General features: G+C 71.5%; 15 protein-coding genes and 1 pseudogene. 1 reads left to right on the forward strand and 15 read right to left on the reverse strand.

Annotated elements, in window-relative coordinates; all coding sequences use genetic code 11:
- Positions 1 to 86 precede the first annotated feature (86 nt).
- The 9 genes and pseudogenes from ACIRFL_RS28205 to ACIRFL_RS28245 all read right to left on the reverse strand — a co-directional run bounded on the left by ACIRFL_RS28205 (position 87) and on the right by ACIRFL_RS28245 (position 12,295).
- On the reverse strand, positions 87 to 617 hold the full coding sequence (locus ACIRFL_RS28205; RefSeq protein WP_404033825.1) for a PIN domain-containing protein: 531 nt from the start codon (positions 615 to 617) through the stop codon (positions 87 to 89).
- A 58-nt stretch (positions 618 to 675) separates the two neighbouring features.
- Positions 676 to 1,125, reverse strand: a complete 450-nt coding sequence (locus ACIRFL_RS28210) for a helix-turn-helix domain-containing protein (protein WP_404033827.1) — start codon at positions 1,123 to 1,125, stop codon at positions 676 to 678.
- Positions 1,126 to 1,709: 584 nt separating this feature from the next.
- Positions 1,710 to 1,877: pseudogene (locus tag ACIRFL_RS28215) on the reverse strand (helix-turn-helix domain-containing protein); the annotation flags it as partial.
- Positions 1,878 to 1,953: 76 nt separating this feature from the next.
- Positions 1,954 to 2,487 (reverse strand): DinB family protein, encoded by a 534-nt coding sequence (locus ACIRFL_RS28220; protein ID WP_404033829.1) that lies wholly within the window; start codon positions 2,485 to 2,487, stop codon positions 1,954 to 1,956.
- A gap of 129 nt (positions 2,488 to 2,616) precedes the next feature.
- The gene (locus tag ACIRFL_RS28225) at positions 2,617 to 3,015 is read right to left on the reverse strand and encodes a hypothetical protein (RefSeq protein WP_404033831.1); all 399 of its coding nucleotides are present in this window, start codon (positions 3,013 to 3,015) and stop codon (positions 2,617 to 2,619) included.
- Positions 3,012 to 5,525: a hypothetical protein gene (locus ACIRFL_RS28230; RefSeq protein ID WP_404033833.1), complete on the reverse strand. Its 2,514-nt coding sequence runs from the start codon at positions 5,523 to 5,525 to the stop codon at positions 3,012 to 3,014. The genes ACIRFL_RS28225 and ACIRFL_RS28230 overlap by 4 nt, the downstream gene beginning before the upstream one ends.
- A 718-nt stretch (positions 5,526 to 6,243) precedes the next feature.
- On the reverse strand, positions 6,244 to 9,252 hold the full coding sequence (locus ACIRFL_RS28235) for a protein kinase (protein ID WP_404033963.1): 3,009 nt from the start codon (positions 9,250 to 9,252) through the stop codon (positions 6,244 to 6,246).
- A 169-nt stretch (positions 9,253 to 9,421) separates the two neighbouring features.
- A complete protein-coding gene (locus ACIRFL_RS28240) occupies positions 9,422 to 10,462 on the reverse strand; it encodes a LacI family DNA-binding transcriptional regulator (protein WP_404033835.1) in 1,041 nt (346 codons plus the stop codon).
- A gap of 942 nt (positions 10,463 to 11,404) precedes the next feature.
- On the reverse strand, positions 11,405 to 12,295 hold the full coding sequence (locus ACIRFL_RS28245; RefSeq protein WP_404033837.1) for a LysR family transcriptional regulator: 891 nt from the start codon (positions 12,293 to 12,295) through the stop codon (positions 11,405 to 11,407).
- 98 nt (positions 12,296 to 12,393) lie between these two features.
- Between ACIRFL_RS28245 and ACIRFL_RS28250 the strand changes: the two genes are divergently transcribed.
- Positions 12,394 to 12,759 carry a YybH family protein gene (locus tag ACIRFL_RS28250; protein ID WP_404033839.1) on the forward strand — a complete coding sequence of 122 codons (366 nt, stop codon included), beginning with the start codon at positions 12,394 to 12,396 and terminating at the stop codon, positions 12,757 to 12,759.
- Between the two features lie 73 nt (positions 12,760 to 12,832).
- On the opposite strand, the gene ACIRFL_RS28255 is transcribed toward ACIRFL_RS28250, so the two are convergent.
- The 6 genes from ACIRFL_RS28255 to ACIRFL_RS28280 form a co-directional block, all read right to left on the reverse strand.
- Positions 12,833 to 13,585, reverse strand: coding sequence for a hypothetical protein (locus tag ACIRFL_RS28255; RefSeq protein WP_404033841.1), 753 nt, complete (start codon positions 13,583 to 13,585; stop codon positions 12,833 to 12,835).
- A complete protein-coding gene (locus ACIRFL_RS28260) occupies positions 13,582 to 14,136 on the reverse strand; it encodes a SigE family RNA polymerase sigma factor (RefSeq protein WP_404033843.1) in 555 nt (184 codons plus the stop codon). Before ACIRFL_RS28260 ends, ACIRFL_RS28255 begins: the two co-directional genes overlap by 4 nt.
- Positions 14,137 to 14,210: 74 nt before the next feature.
- Positions 14,211 to 14,783 carry a hypothetical protein gene (locus ACIRFL_RS28265; protein WP_404033845.1) on the reverse strand — a complete coding sequence of 191 codons (573 nt, stop codon included), beginning with the start codon at positions 14,781 to 14,783 and terminating at the stop codon, positions 14,211 to 14,213.
- 1,005 nt (positions 14,784 to 15,788) lie between these two features.
- On the reverse strand, positions 15,789 to 16,715 hold the full coding sequence (locus tag ACIRFL_RS28270; protein ID WP_404033847.1) for a class I SAM-dependent methyltransferase: 927 nt from the start codon (positions 16,713 to 16,715) through the stop codon (positions 15,789 to 15,791).
- Entirely contained in the window at positions 16,664 to 17,335 is a 672-nt protein-coding gene (locus ACIRFL_RS28275; RefSeq protein WP_404033849.1) for a cysteine hydrolase family protein, read from the reverse strand. Before ACIRFL_RS28275 ends, ACIRFL_RS28270 begins: the two co-directional genes overlap by 52 nt.
- The gene (locus tag ACIRFL_RS28280; protein WP_404033851.1) at positions 17,332 to 18,513 is read right to left on the reverse strand and encodes an isocitrate/isopropylmalate family dehydrogenase; all 1,182 of its coding nucleotides are present in this window, start codon (positions 18,511 to 18,513) and stop codon (positions 17,332 to 17,334) included. Before ACIRFL_RS28280 ends, ACIRFL_RS28275 begins: the two co-directional genes overlap by 4 nt.
- Positions 18,514 to 18,524: the final 11 nt, after the last annotated feature.

Raw genomic sequence — 18,524 nt, forward strand, 5'->3', positions numbered from 1 at the left:
ACTCTGGCGGATAGTGCTTCATGACCACGGGACATCCGTTCTCCTGGACTCAAGATCCAAGTCTCTCGGGTGTCCAAGATCCGGGGTCAAGCCCCGTCGGCGAAGCCTGGTAGACCGGCCTTCGCGAGTCGGGCGATGGCATCAGTGATCGTGACGGGCGGATTGCGCTTCTCTCCGGCAAGCCTGACCACCGTATCCACCACCTCATCCGGCACCTCGCCATACAGCCCGCACAAGTACGAATCCGGGTCGATCACCCGCACTCCGTGCCCAGCCAAGCCACCCGCCGGGAAGTCGGCAAGGTTCCAGGTAACCAGCGTGGCGGCACCGGCAGCCACCGCTGCCGCCGCATGGTGCCGGTCGTCGGGATCATCGCCAGGCATCTCATCCACAAGATGCTCATAGGACGCTGCCGCGATCTCACAGTCAGCGAAGAAGCGTCGAACGGCATGGCCGACCGCGGCAGCCGACTTCGCTGAACGCCTGCCCTCCCGGACGATGACCCGCTCCCACTCCGCGAGGAGCCGCTCGGACCACACGATCTCGTGAACCGAGTCCTCCGTGAGGGCCAGCATCACGTCCATCACCGAGAACGGAAACAAGACGTTGGTGTCCACGAAGACCCGCGGTGCCACGCTTCCCCCTTCTGCTTCGCCGCTGGCGGTGAGAACCGAATCAACTGGCCGATTCGGTGTCGCCCAACACGTCGGCGATCTGACGTCGCCCCTCCCTGCGGCGCTCACGCCGCTGCTGGAACGCCAGCACATCGGCAAGGCGCACCACACGATGACTGCTTCCGGGCAGATTCACCGACGGGATGTCGCCAGCATCAAGGAGACGGGTGACAAACGGTCGAGACAAGCCCAGAAGCTCAGCAGTCTCAGCGGGCGACAGCTGAACCTCGGAGGCCAGGACCGTAACCGCATGCCCGCGGGCCAGCTCGTCGGCGGAGGCGAGGAGAATGCGGACCAGTTCCCGTGGCAGCACAAGCTCGCCACCGTCCGAGGTGCGCACCAAAACCTGAACCTGCTCTGGCACCATTCGGGCAGCCGCGGCGAGGGCACCCTGATGTGAGGGATTCGGTGCGACCTTCTCAGCACGGGCAAGGACGCTCGTACGAGCCATAGCCTCCTCCAATCACTGTCCCAGGCAAGAACTCATCTGAAATAACTGTAACCGAGGGGTCCTGCACGGACAACCGTGTAGTCACCAAGGGCGGTCACGACGGTCAGAGGACCTGCCTGGCGCTGTGACGGCGCCCCGATCAACACATCCGTCGAAGGTGGGTAGACCGGCCGGACGCACCGTTTGGAGGTCTGCCCAGTTCCGGAACTGTTTCGATGACATCCAACGCCGACATCAACGAAGCCGGACGGCAGCGCACAGCGGCACTCCTGGGCGACTGTCGGATCAGCCGACGGCGGCGACAGAGGCGGGTCTCCTGATCTGGCGTGCCCCCAGGAAACGGCTCCTCCTGAGCTGAGGTCGATGATGGAGCACCCCGGGTCGGCGGCGCGCCTTCGGCCATCGGTGATTCGCCAAGGTCCTCCCCCCTTCGGGGGAAGTCCAAGCCGCGCCACAGGCCCCGGACGCTCTCCGCGAGCCGCTGGCGCGCGGCAGGCTCGTCCGGTCAACCTCATCGGCAAGGCATCCACGACACGCACTGACTCAGGTCGACAACGTCCTCGACGGGCCCGGCGGGGGCGGTTTCAAGCTGCGTGTGGAGTGAAGGTGACGCGGGAGTCACTCTCGTCGATGGCGAGGTTCAGGGTGCCGTCCAGGGCCTTGGCCAGGCGTCGCAGCAGCGGGAGAGTGGGCACAGTGTCGCCGCCTTCCATCCGGGACACCTGAGGCTGCGTCATCCCGGCCCGCGGCGCGTGGGCGCGCTCGGGACGGGGCAGGGAAGAGCGGGTCGGACGGTGCTGGAGGGCGCGCTCCGAGGTGGGAGGGGGCTCAGCTTTGGGTGCTGCCGTCGATTAGCTCGCGGATGATGTCCGCGTGGCCGTTGTGTTGGGCGTATTCCCTGGTCATGTGCAGCATGATGCACCGCACGTCGAGATCCCCGAATCGGTGGTGCGTGCACACGTCATCCAGTGAAACCCCGGCGAAGATCTCGCGGCTGCGCTCGCAGGCGGCCCGGTAGCGCGCGACGTCCTCACGCAGTGTCGCGCCGTCGTCCAGCAGGAAGTCGCCGTCCCTGCGCTCCGGCCAATTGAAGGGCGCGGGTTCCTCGCTCTGCTTGATGACGTTGACAAACCAGATGAACTCGACCTTGGTGAGGTGTCGCACCAATCCGTGCAGGGTGGTGAGGGACGGAACGACACGCCGGGCAGCCTGTTCCTCGGTCAGCCCATCGAGCTTCCTCAGCAACTCGGCGCGATGGTAGTCGAGCCACCCTGCCAAGGCCTCACGTTCAGGCGCGATGGTGCGCAGGTCGACGGGCTCGAGCGGCGAAGCGAAGGTCTGCGGCCCAGAGGCGTCATTCATGGCCGCATTGTCGCAGACGAGGTCAACGCCCCATCCTGATCGGGGCATCGTGCTGGTCGGGCTGGGGGTGCCCTTTCCGGACATCCGCATCGCGCGGCAGGACAGCGGGCGCTGCTGCCGTCAAGGACGCTAGCGGTTCTTGTGTGTGCGGCTGCCGGTGACCAGCGCTGCCAGCACCGCGGTGACCCCGGCGACGACGCCGGGAACCGCGGTGCCGCCGTGATCGACCGCGTACTTGGCGAGAAAGAGGAGCGCCACCAGGAACCCGGAGCCGACCGCCATGCCCGCCGCGTGGAGATACAGGTTGAGCTTCTCCATGTGACGGCGGTGCGCGGCGTCCTTGATCTGCTCCTCGGCAAGCCGCGCCTGCTGGGCCAGGTCCTCCTCGACCATCTTCAGAATCCGTTCCGGCGCGTCCGGCAGGATCCGGCTCCACGTCTCGGCCTGCTCCGCCGGGGACAGTTCGCGCCAGTGCGCGGTGGGTGTGGTCCGGGCGTCCGGCTCCGGGGGCGGTTCGGGAATGGTCATGTGGCAGCCCCGTTCTCGTCGCCGGTGGCCGTACCGGCTGCGTCCAGGCGGGCGAGTACGCGGTTGAACGCCTGCTCGACTGCGGCTTCGGCGGAGGGCCGGGACGGCTCGGGCGGTCCGGACGGTGGGTCTGGGGTGGGCGGGGGTGGTGCGGCTTTCGCGGCTACGCGGATGCCCCAGGATCTCAACATGCCGCTACGGAAGGCTCGTTGAGAGTTGACGTGAGCGGCGTCAGTGGGCGGAGACGGTGTGGGATGCCGGTTGCTGCGCGCGGTGATGAGCAGCACCAGCACCCAACAGCCCGTCGCTGCCACGCTCCAGCCCCAGCTCCAGCCGCTGATCGGCGGCAGCCGGGTGAGCAGGAGGTAGCAGAGCAGGGTGGCCGTGGCGGCGGTGACGGCGGCGGCGGTGCGGCGGCGACGCTGTCGGTACTCCTGGCTCGGGTGCGGGCGGGGCACGAGTGCGGCGGGCTCGGCAGCGGGTGATTCGCCGTACCGCTCCGCCAACTCCAGCAGAGCCGTGGCCCGTTCACCGGTCGGGGTGCGGAGGGCGAGTTCTCGTAGATCGTCTCGGACCAGATGGTGAAGCCTGGCTGAGGGATCGCCCAACGGGTCATGGAAGGGATCGCCGGCATCGTCCGCGGCACGGCCTTGGCGCGGCTCCGTGCTGATCCAACTGGCCGCGAGAAGACGGGTGACGGCCCCTCGGCGTGGGGACCGCGTCCCGTGCCTGCTGCCTTCGAGCAGTGCGACGAGGTACGCGTCCGGACCCGGCCATGCCGCTGAGCGCCCCACGTCATGCAGAGGCGCGCGGCGCAGACGAGCCAGCTCGGCACACCACTCCGTATCTGTTACGGCGTCGAGGAGCTGATCGAGGTACGCGGCAGCGGCGTCGAGGTCGCCCGACGCCAGCGCGTGGTAGGCGGCCCGGCCGCGATCGCCGTTCCGCTCGGCGACGGCGCGCAATGCGGCGTGGACCTGTTCGGGCGCGGGCAGGCTGCGCAGGAGCAGAAGGCGCAGGAAAGGGTGCGGTGTGCGGGGCGGGCCGTCATGGCGCGGGTCGCCCGTGTCCAGGTGAAGAACGGTGCGCGGGTCCGACCGGAAGGCGACCAGTTCCCGGTAGAGGTCGTCGGCGCCCAGGACACGCGACTCCTCACGGGTGAGGGCGAGATCGGGGACGGTGGCCGCCAGAGCGAGCACCTGTCGTACGTTCTCCTGGAGACCGGGCGGCAGGAGCTGTTCCGTCAGCTCGCGGGTCAGGTGGCTGTCCCGTGCGAGGGCAGCGCGGAGCTGTTCCTCCCAGGGGGCGGACGGGTCCTGGGACAGTACCGTGTCGAGGATGCGCCGGGTTGCCGTCGGAAGCCCTCGGGTCAGCTCGAAGAGGGTTCGACTGAAGGCGCGATTGTCCCGGCCGCCGAGGGTGTGGCGGGCTGCGGACCCGGATTCCTGGATCGCGTGGCGGACCTCTGCCTCCACGTCGCGCGAGGACAGGTCGAGGCCGGCGGCGCGGAGTCCGTCGAGCACCTCGGTCGGCTGTTGGCCGTGGGCGGGGGCCCCGGTGGCGGGGCCGAGTCCGGTGTGTCGCAGGGTCGTCGAGTAGTCCGCGGTAACGGCCACGACCACCAGGCCGTCGGCGGGGTCGGCCGTCTCGGACCGGCGGGCCGTGACCAGATGGCGCAGGAGCCTGCCGGCTGCCGGTGTGTCCGCGTTCTCCAGGAGCAGCAGGATCCGGCTGGTGCTGCGTCGGCGGTAGCGGCGGTAGGAGTTGCGGAGGTCGGCGAAGAACGCATCGAGGAAACGGCGTTCGGTGGTCTCCCGGTCAGCCCTGGGCAGTGCGCCGACGAAGCGAACGACAGTGGTGGCGATCAGGCGGAAGTCCAGGGCACTGTGCTCGTCCCGGTGGGAGATCCGTCGCGGTGGGAACGGCAGCGAACGTCGCGAAGGTGAAACAGTCGAGGACGAGCCGGCGGCAGTGCCCCTGCGGCCCGCGAGAGCCCGTGCGGCCTCCTCTATGCGGAACACGGGCACGGAGTCATGCGACATCGGCACGGAGTCATGTGACGTCGGCACGGAGTCATGCGGCAGCGGCACCGAGTCATGCGGCAGCGGCACGGAGTCGGCAGGCGGCGGCCCCACCGACCTGGTGTACTCACGCGGCAGGTCCGCCAACAGGGCGCTGAACGAGGGGAAGACGAGCAGGGACCGTCCCGGGACGGGGCGGCTGAGACCCAGCGCGATCTCGACGAGCAGCCCGACGAGTTGGTCGTCCGCCCCGCCTCTCGCATCCACCCGCGCCCCCGGAACGTCCCCGATCCACCGCTCCAGCCAGTCGAACAGATCCTCCGCGCCGCGCCCACGCCCGCCGGTGAGCAGCGTCACGGGCACGTCCCGATGCCCGGCCGAGCGCCCCGGGAGCAGAAGTGACTCGACATAGCTGACAAGGCGTTCGTCGCGCACGTAGGTCACGCCGTTCCCGTCCCGTGCCACGGCTGCCCCCTTCTCGTCCCTCACGCGTCACACCCCGACAAGGGTCCCAGCCGGCAGGCCCGCATGAACAGACAGCCGCCCCCGTCGCCACCGGGTGCCTGTCTCTGAACCCAGTAGGGCTGACGAGGCCTGGGGGGCGCGGCTACTCTGAGGGTGCCTCATCTCAAGGCAGGGCCGGGGCCTTTGGACGAGCGGACAACGTGCGCCCCGGGGGGCCTACGTCGTCCGCGTAGGTCCCGGTCCGATGAGATGAGGTGGCAGGGATGGTCAGTACGGACACCAGCCAGGTGAGATCTGGGTGGTTACGTAAGGCGGCTTCTCGGTTGGCCGTCGCTCTCGGGGCGAAAGTCCTGTGGGCGGCGATCGTGAAGCTGTTTGACCACACGGGAGTTGATCTTTAACTCCATAGTGAGGCGGGTGGGATTCCTCCCAACCACCCCCGGGCCTGATCGCTGCAGAGCGACCGGGCAGCAAGCCCGCCTCACACCCTGTCCCTCTCGTCCTGACCGACTTCGCTGAGGTCCACATCGGCAGGGAACGCGGCGATGGGCGTGTTCGTGGCCTGCGCGTCTCGGCACCTCCGGCAGCCGTCCCAGCCAGCCCTTCACGTAGCGACTTCGGCGTAGCTGACGTCGCTGGACGAGCAGGGCGGCGAGTTCTCCTGCGGGGCCGGCGGTCCACCACAGAGGGAGCCGTCCTGCCCGGAGGTCTGCCAACCGTCAGGACCACAACGCCGCCCGGGTCAGCCCACGCCTGTTGACTTCAGTACCGTCAGCAACGTGCGGGCGTCCCGGACGGTGGGGTGGGTTTCGCCGAGGTCGGCGGCGGCGTCGTTCAGCACCTGTTCGGCGTTGGTTACTCCGCCGGGCTGGTCGCAGCCGAGCATGGCGTGGGAGACCCGCAGCCGCAGGGTCAGTGGGTGGCGTGCGCCCAGACGTGCTTCAGCCTCGCTGAGGAAGGCGCCGCAGCCGTGGCGCGTCTCCGCCATGGACATCCCCTCCTGTCCGCGCTCCCAGCGAAGGACCCGGGCCGCCAGTTCCTCGGCCGCCTCGTCCAGCGTCCCCGGGCCGGCAGCGGCACCATCGTGCCCATCCTGCGCGAGCGTGGTGGCGGCAGCGTCGGCAGTTCGCTCGGCCGCCTCTTTCAGCACACTCGCACCGGAAGCGGCATCATCACCCGTCTCCCCGGTGGCCGCAGCATCAACAGGCCGCCCCGCCGCCTCGTCCAGCCTCCCCGTGCCGGACGCGGCGCCATCGTGCGCCGGCGTGGTGGCTGCGGTGTCGACGGCTCGCTTGGTCGCCTCCTCAAGGGCCCCCGCGCCGGGAGCGTCGGGCGTGTGGGAGGGCTGGGGCATGGCCCATGTGGTGTCTTCGGGGGCGTGGGCTCGGGTGTGGGCGAGTGTCTGGTAGTGGCGGGTCGCGGGCACGGTGGCGTGTTCCGCGACCAGGGTGCGTGCCTGTTCCGACAGGGGCGGTGGGGCGATCCTGCCCTCGGCGGCTCCGGGGACCAGGGCCTCGGCCACGTCGCGGGCCGTCGGCCGCTGTTCCGGGTCGGGGTGGAGGCAGGACCGGATCACCTTCCCGAGGTCTCGGGGCAGGCCGGCGAGATCGGGTGTGCCGGCCCGGATGGCGGCGACCACGGACGGTACGTCCTGGCCCCAGGGGCTGCGCCCCAGCGCGAGGCGGGCGAGGACGGTGCCGAGGGAGAACACATCGCTGGCCGGCGTGAACGTGGGCTGCTCGCGCAGTTGTTCGGGGGAGCCGTACGCGTAGGTGCCGGCGAAGCCGCGTCGTGGCTCGGTGAGCCGTTCGATCTGGGCGATGCCGAAGTCGATGACGCGTGGGCCGTCCTCGGTCAGCAGGACGTTGGCCGGCTTGAGGTCGAGGTGCACGATGCCCTCGGCGTGGATGGCGCTCAGGGCGACGGCGATGCCCGCCCCCAGCGTACGTACGAGGTCGGTTTCCAACCGTCCGCAGCGCTCCACGAGTTCCTGCAAGGAGGGGGCGGCCACGTACGGCACCGCCATCCATGGCGTCGGACCGTCGGTGTCCGCGGCGATCACCGGCACGGTGAACCGCCCGTCGACCCGTTGGGCCGCCCGCACCTCATGGGCGAAGCCCCGCTTGATCGGGGGAGCCGCCGCGAGGTGTGCGTGCAGCGTCTTGACGGCGACCATCAGGCCGTCGGGGTCCTGGCACAGGTAGACACGTCCGAAGCCGCCCTCGCCGACGCTCTCCAGCACCTCGTACGTGCCGAAGACGCCTGGCTGGTCCACGCCGGGGTTGGGCCGGGCCCGTTCCATCTCCCGCCAGGTCCCGATGGCCGCCGCGTGCGGGTGCACCGCGATCCGGCCGTCCGCGGCGCCCGTGGACGCCCGCTTGCGCGCGGCCTGTTCACCGGTCGCGGGCTGCTCGGGCTGCACCACGACGACCCGTGCCGTCACCGGTTCGCCCTCCTGGAAGACGTACGCCTCGATCTGTACGTTCTCGTCGCTCTGGCGGGACACGTAGACGCCCGGCAGCCCCAACCGCTCGCACACGGCGGCCTCTTCGGGAGTGGGTCGCAGGTCGCCGCGGGCGAAGCAGAGGGCCGTCGCCTCATACCCCTGCCGGGACAGGCCCCGTAGCACGGCCGCCCAGTGCTCCGCGTTCCACACGCGCCATGTCACGTCGTCCGGGCCGTTGTTCACGATCGCGAGGCGGGGCGCTTCGGACCCGCCGGCCTCGCGGGCCAGCACCGCGCATGCCGCCTCCGGCGCCGCCTGCACGGTATCGCCCAACAGCGTCGCGGTCGGTTCGTCGATGCGTAGCACCGAACGCCGGGCCATGCGGGCGAGTTCGTCGCGCTGTCCGCGGAGGGTGTCGTACTCCGGCGACCCCGGCCCCTGGCCTTGCAGTTCCATGCACGCGAGTACTTTTCCGAAGCAGTCGACGGCCGTCTCGTAGTCCTCCGCCGCGACCGCCGCCTTCGCCTGCTGGACGCGCGCGGAGAGGGTCTGGGGGCTGTCCGCCCCGTGAAGTTCCTCGGAGCGCGCGGCTATCTGCCCGTACATCCGGCCCGCGCGCTGGAAGTCTCCTTCGGCTTCGACGGCGGCGGCCGTCGCGAGGAGGTCCCGCAGGCCGTCCTCGCCGCCCTCGTTGCCGAACGGCAGTACGCCGGCGACCTCGGCGTAGCGCTGGCGGGCGATGGTGACGAGCTGGTGGCCGGGGCCGAGTTCCTGCTGCGCGGTCTGCAGCATCTGGGAGAACGCGCGCAGCGCCGCCGCGTTGTCGCCGCTCTTCTGCTGCCAGTAGCCCACCTCGCACAGCAGGGTGAGGGCCGTCTCGGTGCGGTTCTCCGCCTCGGCGGTCCGGCGCATGGCCTCGTAGCGGCGCACGGCTTCCTCGGGGCGGCCCGACCGGCCGTGCCAGTGGGCCAGTTGATGCCGGGCCAGTTCGGTGTCCCGATGGCGTGGTCCCTGGATACGCTCCCGGTCGGCCATCAGTCGGCCGAACAGGTGCACCGCGGCCTCCGGTTGTCCGGACTCGCCCGTCCAGTGCGCCAGTTGGTGCCGGAGCGCCAGCGTGTTGGCGTCCTGCGGTCCCAGGAAGCGTTCCGCCAGCGCGACCAGATCCGCGTAGCGTTCGGCGGCCTCCTGCGCATTGCCCTGACGGCCCGTCAACTCGGCCTCCGCGCTGCCCTCCCGCAGCGCCGCGGCCCAGTCCGCGCGGGGTCCTGACGCCGCCCCGCGCAGCTTGCCGAACCACCCCACCAAGCCCACCCCCATCGCCGTAGCCGGACGTGTGTCCCGTGGTCAGTATGCTCTACCCAATCGTTTGCGCCAATCGTTTGGGCAGTGGTGCCCGCTGACCTCGTACGGAAGCGAACCGACGGGTGTTCGGGGCGGCTCTACGCTTTCGCGTACGCTCTCGTTCTCGCGTTCACCGTGGGGTCGGCCCGATCGGCGTGCCCGAAGAGGCCCGCACCACCAGTTCGGGCCTGAGCGTCTCCGAGGCGACGGGCTCGCCCGCGATACGGCGCAGCAGCAGCCGTACGGCGCGTCTGCCCTGCTCGGCCATGGGCGAGCGAACGCTGGTGAGCGGTACGGGGAGTTCGGCGGCGAGCGGAGTGTCGTTGAACCCGGCCAGCGCGAGGTCTTCGCCGAGCCGCAGGCCCAGGTCGCGGGCGGCGCCCATGGTGCCGATCGCCGCGAGGTCGTTCACGGCGAAGATCGCCGTCGGCCGGTCGGGTCCGCTCAGCAACTCGACGGCGGCCCGGTGCCCGCCGGCCGTGTCGAAACCGCAGTGCCGCACCCAGTGCGCGGGCAGCGGCAGGCCGACCTCGCGGTAGCGGTCGGTGAAGCCGGTGGTGCGGTCGGTGCCGGTGCTGGCGAAGGACTCACCGGCGATCACGGCCACCCGGCGGTGGCCCAGGTCCAGGAAATGCTCGGCCACACTTCGCCCGCCCAGCCGGTCGTCGCAGGTGACCGCCGGGTGGCCGGTGTCGGTGCGGCGGTTGACGAGCACGAAGGGCGTGCCATCGAGGGCCGGGTCGGCCAGCGCGGCCCCGTCCAGGTGTGCGTCGCCGATGATCAGGCCGTCCACCCGGCGGCCCAGGACCATTGCGATCCGCTCGCGCTGGGTGGCGGGGTCGTCGTGGGTGTTGGTCACGAAGGTGGAGAGCCCCCGCAGGGTCGCCTCCTCCTCCACGCCCTCGTAGATGGTGGCCACCACGATCTCCGACAGCCGCGGGAAGAGCACCCCGACCAGGTTGCTGCGCCGGGTGCGCAGGCTGGTGGCGTGCGGGTTGGGCCGGTAGCCGAGTTCGTCGGCCAGCTCCCTGATCCGCCGCGCCGTCTCGCCCGACGCCGCGCGGCCCTGCTCACCGGAGGGGCCGTTGAGGACCCGGGAGACCGTCGAGACGTGCAGCCCGAGCCGTTCCGCGATCCCCCGCAGTGTCACCGGACCGCCCTCGCCCGCCATACCCGTCTCCCACCTCGCCGCCGTCGGACCGCCCCCATTGTCCCCAACGGGGCGCCTCCGGCGGTCCCACGGGCCGACCTGGGATCGGGCCGGCGGATTCTGGGCGGCAGCCGGGCGGGGTGTCTTGGCGTTCGTCTTCGGAGGGAGCGCGGTCGGGGACTGGCGTGGGCGGGCCGGGGCCGAGGCCCTGCCGAGCCGGGTCGCGCGCTGAGCGCTCCGCTGGGTGCGCCGCGATGGGCCGTCGGTCGGCTGCGGCGGCGTCGTGGCTGGGCGCGCCCGCGCGGCGGAGCCGCATATCGACACAGCCTCGCGCCCCTTAGGGGCGCGCTGTCGGACCGCAAGGGACTTCGCCCGGCCTGCCCAGTACGGGAGCGAGGGCTCGGGGTGGCCGAGGACTCACCGAGTCGGGTCGCGGGCGGCACGTCGCCCAGTCGGTCCTGCCGGGGCGGGCGGGTCGCGGGGTCCCGTGCGGTCCCGGTCGGCGCGCTGAGCGCTCCGCTGGATGTGCCGCGATGGGCCGTCGGTCGGCTGCGGCGCCGCAGTGGCTGAGCGCGCAGTTCCCCGCGCCCCTTCGGGGCGCTGTCGGACCACAAGGGACTTCGCCGGGCCTGCCCAGCGGCCGAGGACTCACCGAGTCAGGTTGCGGCCGGGCGCGTCGCCCAGTCGGTCCTGCCGGGGCGGGCGGGTCACTGCGCTCCCATGCGGTCCCGGTCAGCGCTGAGCGCTCCGCTGGGGGCGCCGCGAGGGGCCGTCGGTCGGCTGCCGCGTCGTCGTGGCTGGGCGCGCCCGCGCGGCGGAGCCGCATATCGATACAGCCCCGCACCCCTTTGAGGCACGCGCCCCTTTGAGGCACGCCGTCCACGGTGCGGAGGCACGCCCCCGGGGGCAGACCGGGCCGAGGGTGCACGACTCTGCGCGCACCGGCGCACCGCCGTACGCCGCTTACCTCGCGGTCTGCTCCGGGAATGCTTGCCGGCTGTGTGCAAGGAACGCGCGCACCGAGGGGTTGTGTGCGCTCTTCCAGATCAGGGCGAGCAGTGCCGGTGATTCGACATCAACGATGGTGCGGGCGGTGAGCCGGTCGCGGTGGCTCTCGGCCATCGAGTCGCTGAGGATGGCGACGCCGAGCCCGCGGGCGGCGAGGCCGGCAATGGCATCCGCGGCGCTGGCTTGCAGCGCGATCGCGGGTTGGAGGCCCTGTGCGGCACAAGCCTGGTCGAAGACCGCGCGCAGGCCGGTGCCGGGTGGCATGCATACGATCGGGTGGGCGACCAGGTCGCGCAGGGTGACCCGCCGCTGTTCTGCCAAGGGGTGCCCGGCAGGGACTGCCGCGACGAGCCGTTCGCTGATGAGGGTCAGCGCCTCCACTCCGTCGGGGGTGGCGGTCGCGGCGCCGATGAGCGCCACGTCGACGGCGCCGGTACGCACCCCTTCGAGGAGCCGGTCGGAGCTGTCCTCCAGCACCGAGATCTCCACACCGGGATGCGCTTCGTGGAACGAGGCGAGGGCGTCGAACAGCGGGGTGAGGGTGCAGCCGGTGACCATCCCGACGCTGAGCCGCCCCTGGATCAGATCGGTCACCTCGCCCACCGCCTGGCCGACCGCGCCGGCCGCGGCGAGTGCGGCACGGGCGTGTTCGAGCGCGGCCTTCCCGGCGACGGTGAGGGTGACGGTGCGGGCGGACCGGTCGAACAGCTCGGCGCCGAGTTCCCGTTCGAGCTGGCGGATCTGGGCGCTGACGCCGGACTGGCTGATGTGCACCCGCTCGGCGGCACGGGTGAAGTTCCGCTCTTCGGCGACTGCGACGAAGTACTCCAGCTGCCTCAGCTCCATAACTACAGATTCTAGTTTATAGAAAATCCATCTGTTGGACTTCTGCCCGGCGGGCGACCACGCTGGGCAGTACGAGAGCCCGACACCAGGAGGAACCCATGCCGGAGTACGAACAGGCCATGCGGCCCGAAGACATCACCCGCTTGTTCGTCGAGCGATCCAACGTCGGTGACGCGGCGGGGGTCGCCGCGCTGTACGAAGAGAACGCGGTGATGGCCTACCCACCCGGCGAGGTGACGGTCGGGCGGGAAGCGATCCGTGCGCTGTGGGAGAAGGTGCTGGCCAACGCTCCCCGCTTCGAGCCGGAACCACCCCTGCCGACGCTGATCAGCGGTGACATCGCCCTCACCTCGACCCCGCCGAAGGACGGGGCCGGCGCCCGGGCCCAGGTCGTCCGGCGTCAGCCCGACGGAAGCTGGCTGCGCCTGCTCGACCAGCCCGAGTTCGTCCCGCCCACCCGCTGACCCCCTCGCCTCCGAGGGCGGGTGGGGCTTCACCGCGCCGGAAAGTAGGGAAGGTTGGAGCCCGCCCGTGCGGTCAGAGAGTTGGGAACTGGGCGTAGATCTTGCCTTTGGTGTCGTGGACGGTGACCTGGCTCACCCAGTGGGGGGAGTCACTGCCGGGCTTGATGTGGGCGATGGCGTACCAGACGCCCCAACCGGGCCTGCCGGGCAGCTCGATGAGCTTGCCGCGCACCGTGCCCCCCTCCGTCTCGATGTCGACGCCGGAGGCGGTCCCCTTGCCGCCGTAGTACAGACCGGAGAGGTAGGCGCGGCCGTCGGAGGACTCCGACTGCACCGTGACGCCGGGGGTGTTCCGGTCGATGTTGCCGTCGGCCACGCTGCGGAACTCCGGCTCCGGCGCGGAAGGCGTCGTCCAGTGCTTGCCCTTCGCCGTCAGCCAGAGCTGGAAGCCGGGAGCGGCCGTCACGCGTTCACCGGACGCGACGATACGGGGCGTCGGCGCCGGATCGGTCGAGGAGGCGGATGCGGACGGGGCCGGTGGGGCCGGTGCGGTGGGCGAGGACGCCGGTGGGGGCTTGATGCGATCGGCGTCGGAGTGCCCGCCGGGCAGCACGACGAGGGCCAGGGGCACCAGCAGCAGCCCGCACCCCGCGCCCAGCACGGTCGCCCCCCGCCTGCGCCGGATCCGCCGCCCGCGGCGCTCCACCGCCGCCAGTGGCAGCCTGGAGGGCGTGATGTCGTACGCGGCCTCGGCCAGTTCGGCACGCAACCGCTCGGTCTCGGCATGCTCCGCACCTGGATCTGCTTCGGTTCTGAGGTGATTCATCGGGGGGCTCCGGATACGGGACGGGAAGGATCGGAGACGCCGAAGGCAGGATGCGAGCGCAGGGCCGCGAGACCGCGCCGCGCATGCGTCTTGACCGTTCCGAGCGAGCAGTCGAGCAGCTCGGCGATCTCGGTTTCGGCAAGGTCCTCCCAGTAGCGCAGCACCAGCACCGTCCGCTGCCGGGCGGAGAGCGAGGCGAGCGCCTTGGTGACCATGGCGCGGCGCTCCACGGACTCGGCATGGCCGCCGTCCGGTTGCTGCACCTTCTCGGGCAGGAAGGGCATCAGCAGATGACTGACCCTTCTCCTGCGGATGCGGCTGAGGTTGTTGTTGACGAGTGAGCGCCGTACGTAGAAGTCGACCTCGTCGGGCGGTATGCGTTCCCAGCGCGCGTACGTCTTGGCCAGGGTGGTCTGCACAAGATCCTCGGCTTCGTGGAAGTCCCCGGTGAGCAGGAAGGCGGTCCGCAGCAGACGGGTCCAGGCCGCACGGGCGTAGGCGGCGAAGTCGGTGCTCCCGGGGGAGGCTGCGGGTCTCTCGTACTGCGGCACGGACGCGGTCCCTCTGAGTCGGGTACGGGGAGGAGGAGCCGGGGCGGGGACCAGGCGGGCCCCCGCCCGCGGGATCACGGTGTCGTCAACTGGGCGTAGACCGTGCCTTCGGTGTCGCGGACGGTGACTTGGGTCACGTAGTGCAGGGAGCCGCTGCCGGGCTTGATGTGGGCGGTGGCGTACCAGACGCCCCAACCGGGCCTGCCGGGCAGCTCGATGAGCTTGCCGCGCACCGTGCCGGCCTCCGTCTCGATCTCGACACTCGACGCGGTCCCCTTGCCGCCGTAGTACAGACCGGAGAGGTAGGCGCGGCTGTCCGTCAGCTCTGACTGGAGGGTGACGCCCGGGGTGTCCCGGTCGATGTTGCCGTCGACCACGCTGCGGAACTGCGGGTCGGGCGAGGAAGGCGTCGTCCAGTGCTTGCCCTCGGGGGTCAGCCAGAGTTGGAAGCCGGGGACGGCCGTCACGCGTTCACCGGACGCGACGATACGGGGCGTCGGCGCCGTCTTCTGCACCGCCGAGGCCGCCGCGGTCTGGGTGACGGCGGCGTGCGGTGCCTTGGCCGGCGCGGCGTGCGACACCGTGGCCATTCCCGCCACGGCGGCCGTGACCGCCGCGCCGGCCAGGTACTTCAGCATCCGGTTCATGAACGGGTGACTCCTTGTGGAACACGGACCCTTGGGGTCCAGGGTGGCTGATGACGGAGGGCGCCTCTCCACCCGTCCAAACTCCCGCGCGCCGCCTCCCGGATGACATGCCCGCCAAATTTCTTCACACGGGGTGCTACGCCGCCACTTCACCGCCCGGCCCACGAGCCCGACCGACCACAGGCGGGCCCCGAACCGACCGCAGGACATGACTGCCGCAGACCGGACGCACGCGTGCTCACGGCCGACGAGAAACTACGCGCCCGGAGAACACCACGGACGACCACCGCCCGCGCTGCCACCGCGCCGGACGTCAGTTCCCTCGCAGCCGGCGAAGGATGATGCGCGCCCCGGTCGGCAGCCGAGCTGAAGGTCTCTGTCCGTACGGCGTACCGAGCCATGGAGTCGCCGGTCGCGGCGGGTGCCCCGGTGTACGGCGGCCCTCGGGCACGACGGTGGTCACCGGCTACCGAACCCGGCTGACCGGACCGACCCGCGACGAGGCGGAGCCGCCCTTCCCGACCGGGCTGCCCGGCGGACCTCGCTCACCGGCGGTCGTGCCTGGACGACTTCGACGCCCGCCGGTACCGGACGAGGCGGTCGCACGGCTCTCGCCAGGCATCCTGCGGCAGTTGCCCGACCTCGTGGAACCCGCAGTGACCCGCGGTCGCCCGCGACAGCGCCGGTCCCCCGAAACCCGACGACCGGGCCCGAGCCGTGCCCCCGACCGAATCCCTCCCCCACACGGCCCGCGCGCTGCTCCAACTGGGCACGGAAACCGAGGTCTTGCCGTCCCCCACCGCATTGCGCGACCTACTGCCGCACACGACCGCCGCCCTGACCGCCCCCTACCAAAACCCGCCAGAACAACCGTGACGACGGCCGGCGGGCCGGCCTCGGCGCGCCACGGCATGGCGAACGCGCCGATCGACATGGTCAGGGGCCGCCGATGATGCCCCGTCGACTACGGACCTGTGTCGGTCGATCGCCTGCCGCGCCGCGTGGTCACCTTCCGGGCAAGGGTGTGACCGTGTCGGCCGGTGGTTGGTGGGTGGTGATCCAGCGGTTGGTGGATAGGGGGTCTTGGGGTTGGGGGTGGAGGGGGGTGTTCAGGTGGTGGGTGTGGTCGAAGGGGGTGTGGGTTGTGGTGTGCCAGCCCTGGTGGGTGAGGGTGGTCGCCGAGTCCGGGCGGGGGTCCGGGTCGAACAGGGCGAGGAGGTCGACGCCGATGCGTTCGCGGGCCGCCGTGTAGAGGGGGGAGTCGCGGACCGCGGCCGGCTCGACGCCCACTTTCACCTCGTAGACGAGGGAGCTGCCGGGGGCGCTGAGGGTGGTGACGGCGGTGATCAGGCGGCGTTCGGCGGCGGCCGGGAGGTAGAGGAGCAGGCCCTCGGCCAGCCAGGCCGTCGGGCGTGCGGGGTCGAAGCCCGCTGCGAGCAGGGCGTGCGGCCAGTCGTCCCGTCGTAGGTCCGCGGCGATCGTCACGCGCCGGGCGCGGGGTGCGGCGGACAGGGCGTCCAGGGTGTGCTGTTTGAAGGCGAGGACGGGCTCCTGGTCGATCTCGAAAACGGTGCTGCCGCTCGGCCACGGCAGTCGGTACGCGCGCGTGTCGAGGCCGGCACCGAGCAGCACCAGTTGGCGGGTGCCCGCCCCGGCACGGTCCTGCAGATGGTCGTCGAACACCCGGGTCCGCAGGCCGAAGTAGCGGCCGAGCCTGCCCCACAGGGGGTCGGCGTCCCCGCCCGGCACCTCGTCGGGGCGCACCGGCCAGTTCGCGCAGGCCGGGGCGGCGCGGACGAAGTGCTCGGCGTACTCGTCCCGGGCCAGCGCGTCGGGCCGGTGCGTCTCGATGGCCCTGGCGGCGGCCACCAGCAGCGCGGTCAGGCCGACGCCTGTCTCGACGCCCTTGGTGCCGTGGGGGGTTGCGGGCATGCCTCTTCCTCTTCGGGGTGCCGGGTCCATACGGCGGTGCGCTCGTACGCGGTGACGCGGGCGCCGTAGAGGCGCCGCATGAAGCCCAGGATCTGCTCGTCGGGGGTGTGCAGGGCGGTGGTGCAGTCGCTGAGGACCGTGATGTGGAAGCCCTTCTGGAACGCGGTACGGGCCGTGCTGTCCACGCAGACGTCGGTGAACAGCCCGGCGAGGGCCAGGTGTCCGGTGCCACGGCCGGCGAGGTGGTCCTCGAAGCCGGCGCTGAGGAAGGCGTCGAAGCAGGCCCGTTTGGTGAACACCCGCTCGCCCGGGGCCGGTTCGATCGGCGCGGCGAACTCGGCGCCCCAACTGCCCTCCAGGCACTTGGGTGGCCGTCCGCGCCGCTCGTCCCGGCGCCGCCAGGCGGGTCCCTGGTCGGCCGGGTCCCCGGTGAAGCGGACGAACACCACCTCGGTGCCGTGGTCCCGGGCCGCCGTGACCGCGCGCACGGTGTTGGCGACGACGGTCCGCAGTGCCGCCGGGTCACCGGGGTAACGGGAGGCCGCGAGCGGGCCGGTGCAGAAGTCGTTCTGCACGTCGACGACGACCAGCGCCGTGCCCCGGTGCGCCGCCGGCGTCATGGTGCGGCGGGCCGTGAGGCGGCGACGGTCTGCCCCGCCCCGGCGCCCGGCTCCACCTGCCCCGCCCCCGCCTCAGCACCCGGCTCCACCTGACCCGCCCCCGCCGCCGCACCCGGCTCCAGCGCGTCGAGGAAGGCGTTCACCACGTCCGTCGTGCGGTGGTGCCCGCCGGCGTCCGGGGTGAGGACGCCGTCCCGGCGGACCCGGGCGAGGGCCCGCTCCGCCGCTGCCCCGGCGCCAGGGCAGTGCGCGTGCCGCTCGGCGATCGCGGCGGCGGCCCGGACGGTGGCCACCGGGTTGACCAGGTCGCGTCCCGCCAGGTCGTCCGCCGAGCCGTGCACCGTCTGGTACTCGACCAGCCCGTGCGCATCGGGGTGGAGATGCACATTGCGGGTGCAGTGGTCCTCCTGGCGTCCGGCGCCGAACCGGTCGAGCAGGACGACATGCATGATGTCGGCCCACTCGTTGCCCGCCACCAGCACCGTACGGTCGGACGGGCCGTGCGCGATCAGGTTCCGGTTGACCGTGTCCGGTTGGAGGACCCGTACGTCGATGCCGTGGCGGTCGGCGAACTCGGCGGCCCAGTCGTCCAGCGCACCGTCCAGCAGATGGAACTTGTACGCCATCACGATCCGGTCCGGCCCCTCCTGCGGCCACTCACGCCAGGCCCGGCGCACCGCGTACTCCAGGACCTTCCCGGTGATCTCCCGGCTGAACTCCGTGACCCGACGGACGTGTCCGGGCCGGTGCTCGTTGTCACCGGTGTAGAAGCCCTGCGCCTGGTCCCGGACCAGCAGCGCCCTGGCCCCGCCCGCGTCGAGCGCGTCCACCTTCACGGCCCGTAGCCGCTGCCGGACCAGGTACAGGGTCTGCGCGTTGATCGCCGTACGGAAGATCACCCGGGTGCCCGCCGCGGCCCGTGCGCGGACGAACCGTTCGTAGTGGTCGGCGTCCTCCTGGGTCAGCCGGCGCATCTCCTCGATGCCGTCGCCGTCCCGTGCGGCGGACCGCGACCGCAGGGAGACGTACGAGTGGTAGGTGCGCGGCGAGCGCACCACCACTACGTCCCTGCCGTACATCCGGGCGAACCCGTCCAGGACCCGCTCGAAGACCGCGGCGATCTCCGCGCCCGTGCCCCGGCCGACAGCCAGGCCGACGATGTGTTCCGCGCTGCTCATGGCGACTTCCG

This window comes from Streptomyces sp. NPDC102462 (genome assembly GCF_044765425.1).
Lineage (GTDB): Bacteria > Actinomycetota > Actinomycetes > Streptomycetales > Streptomycetaceae > Streptomyces.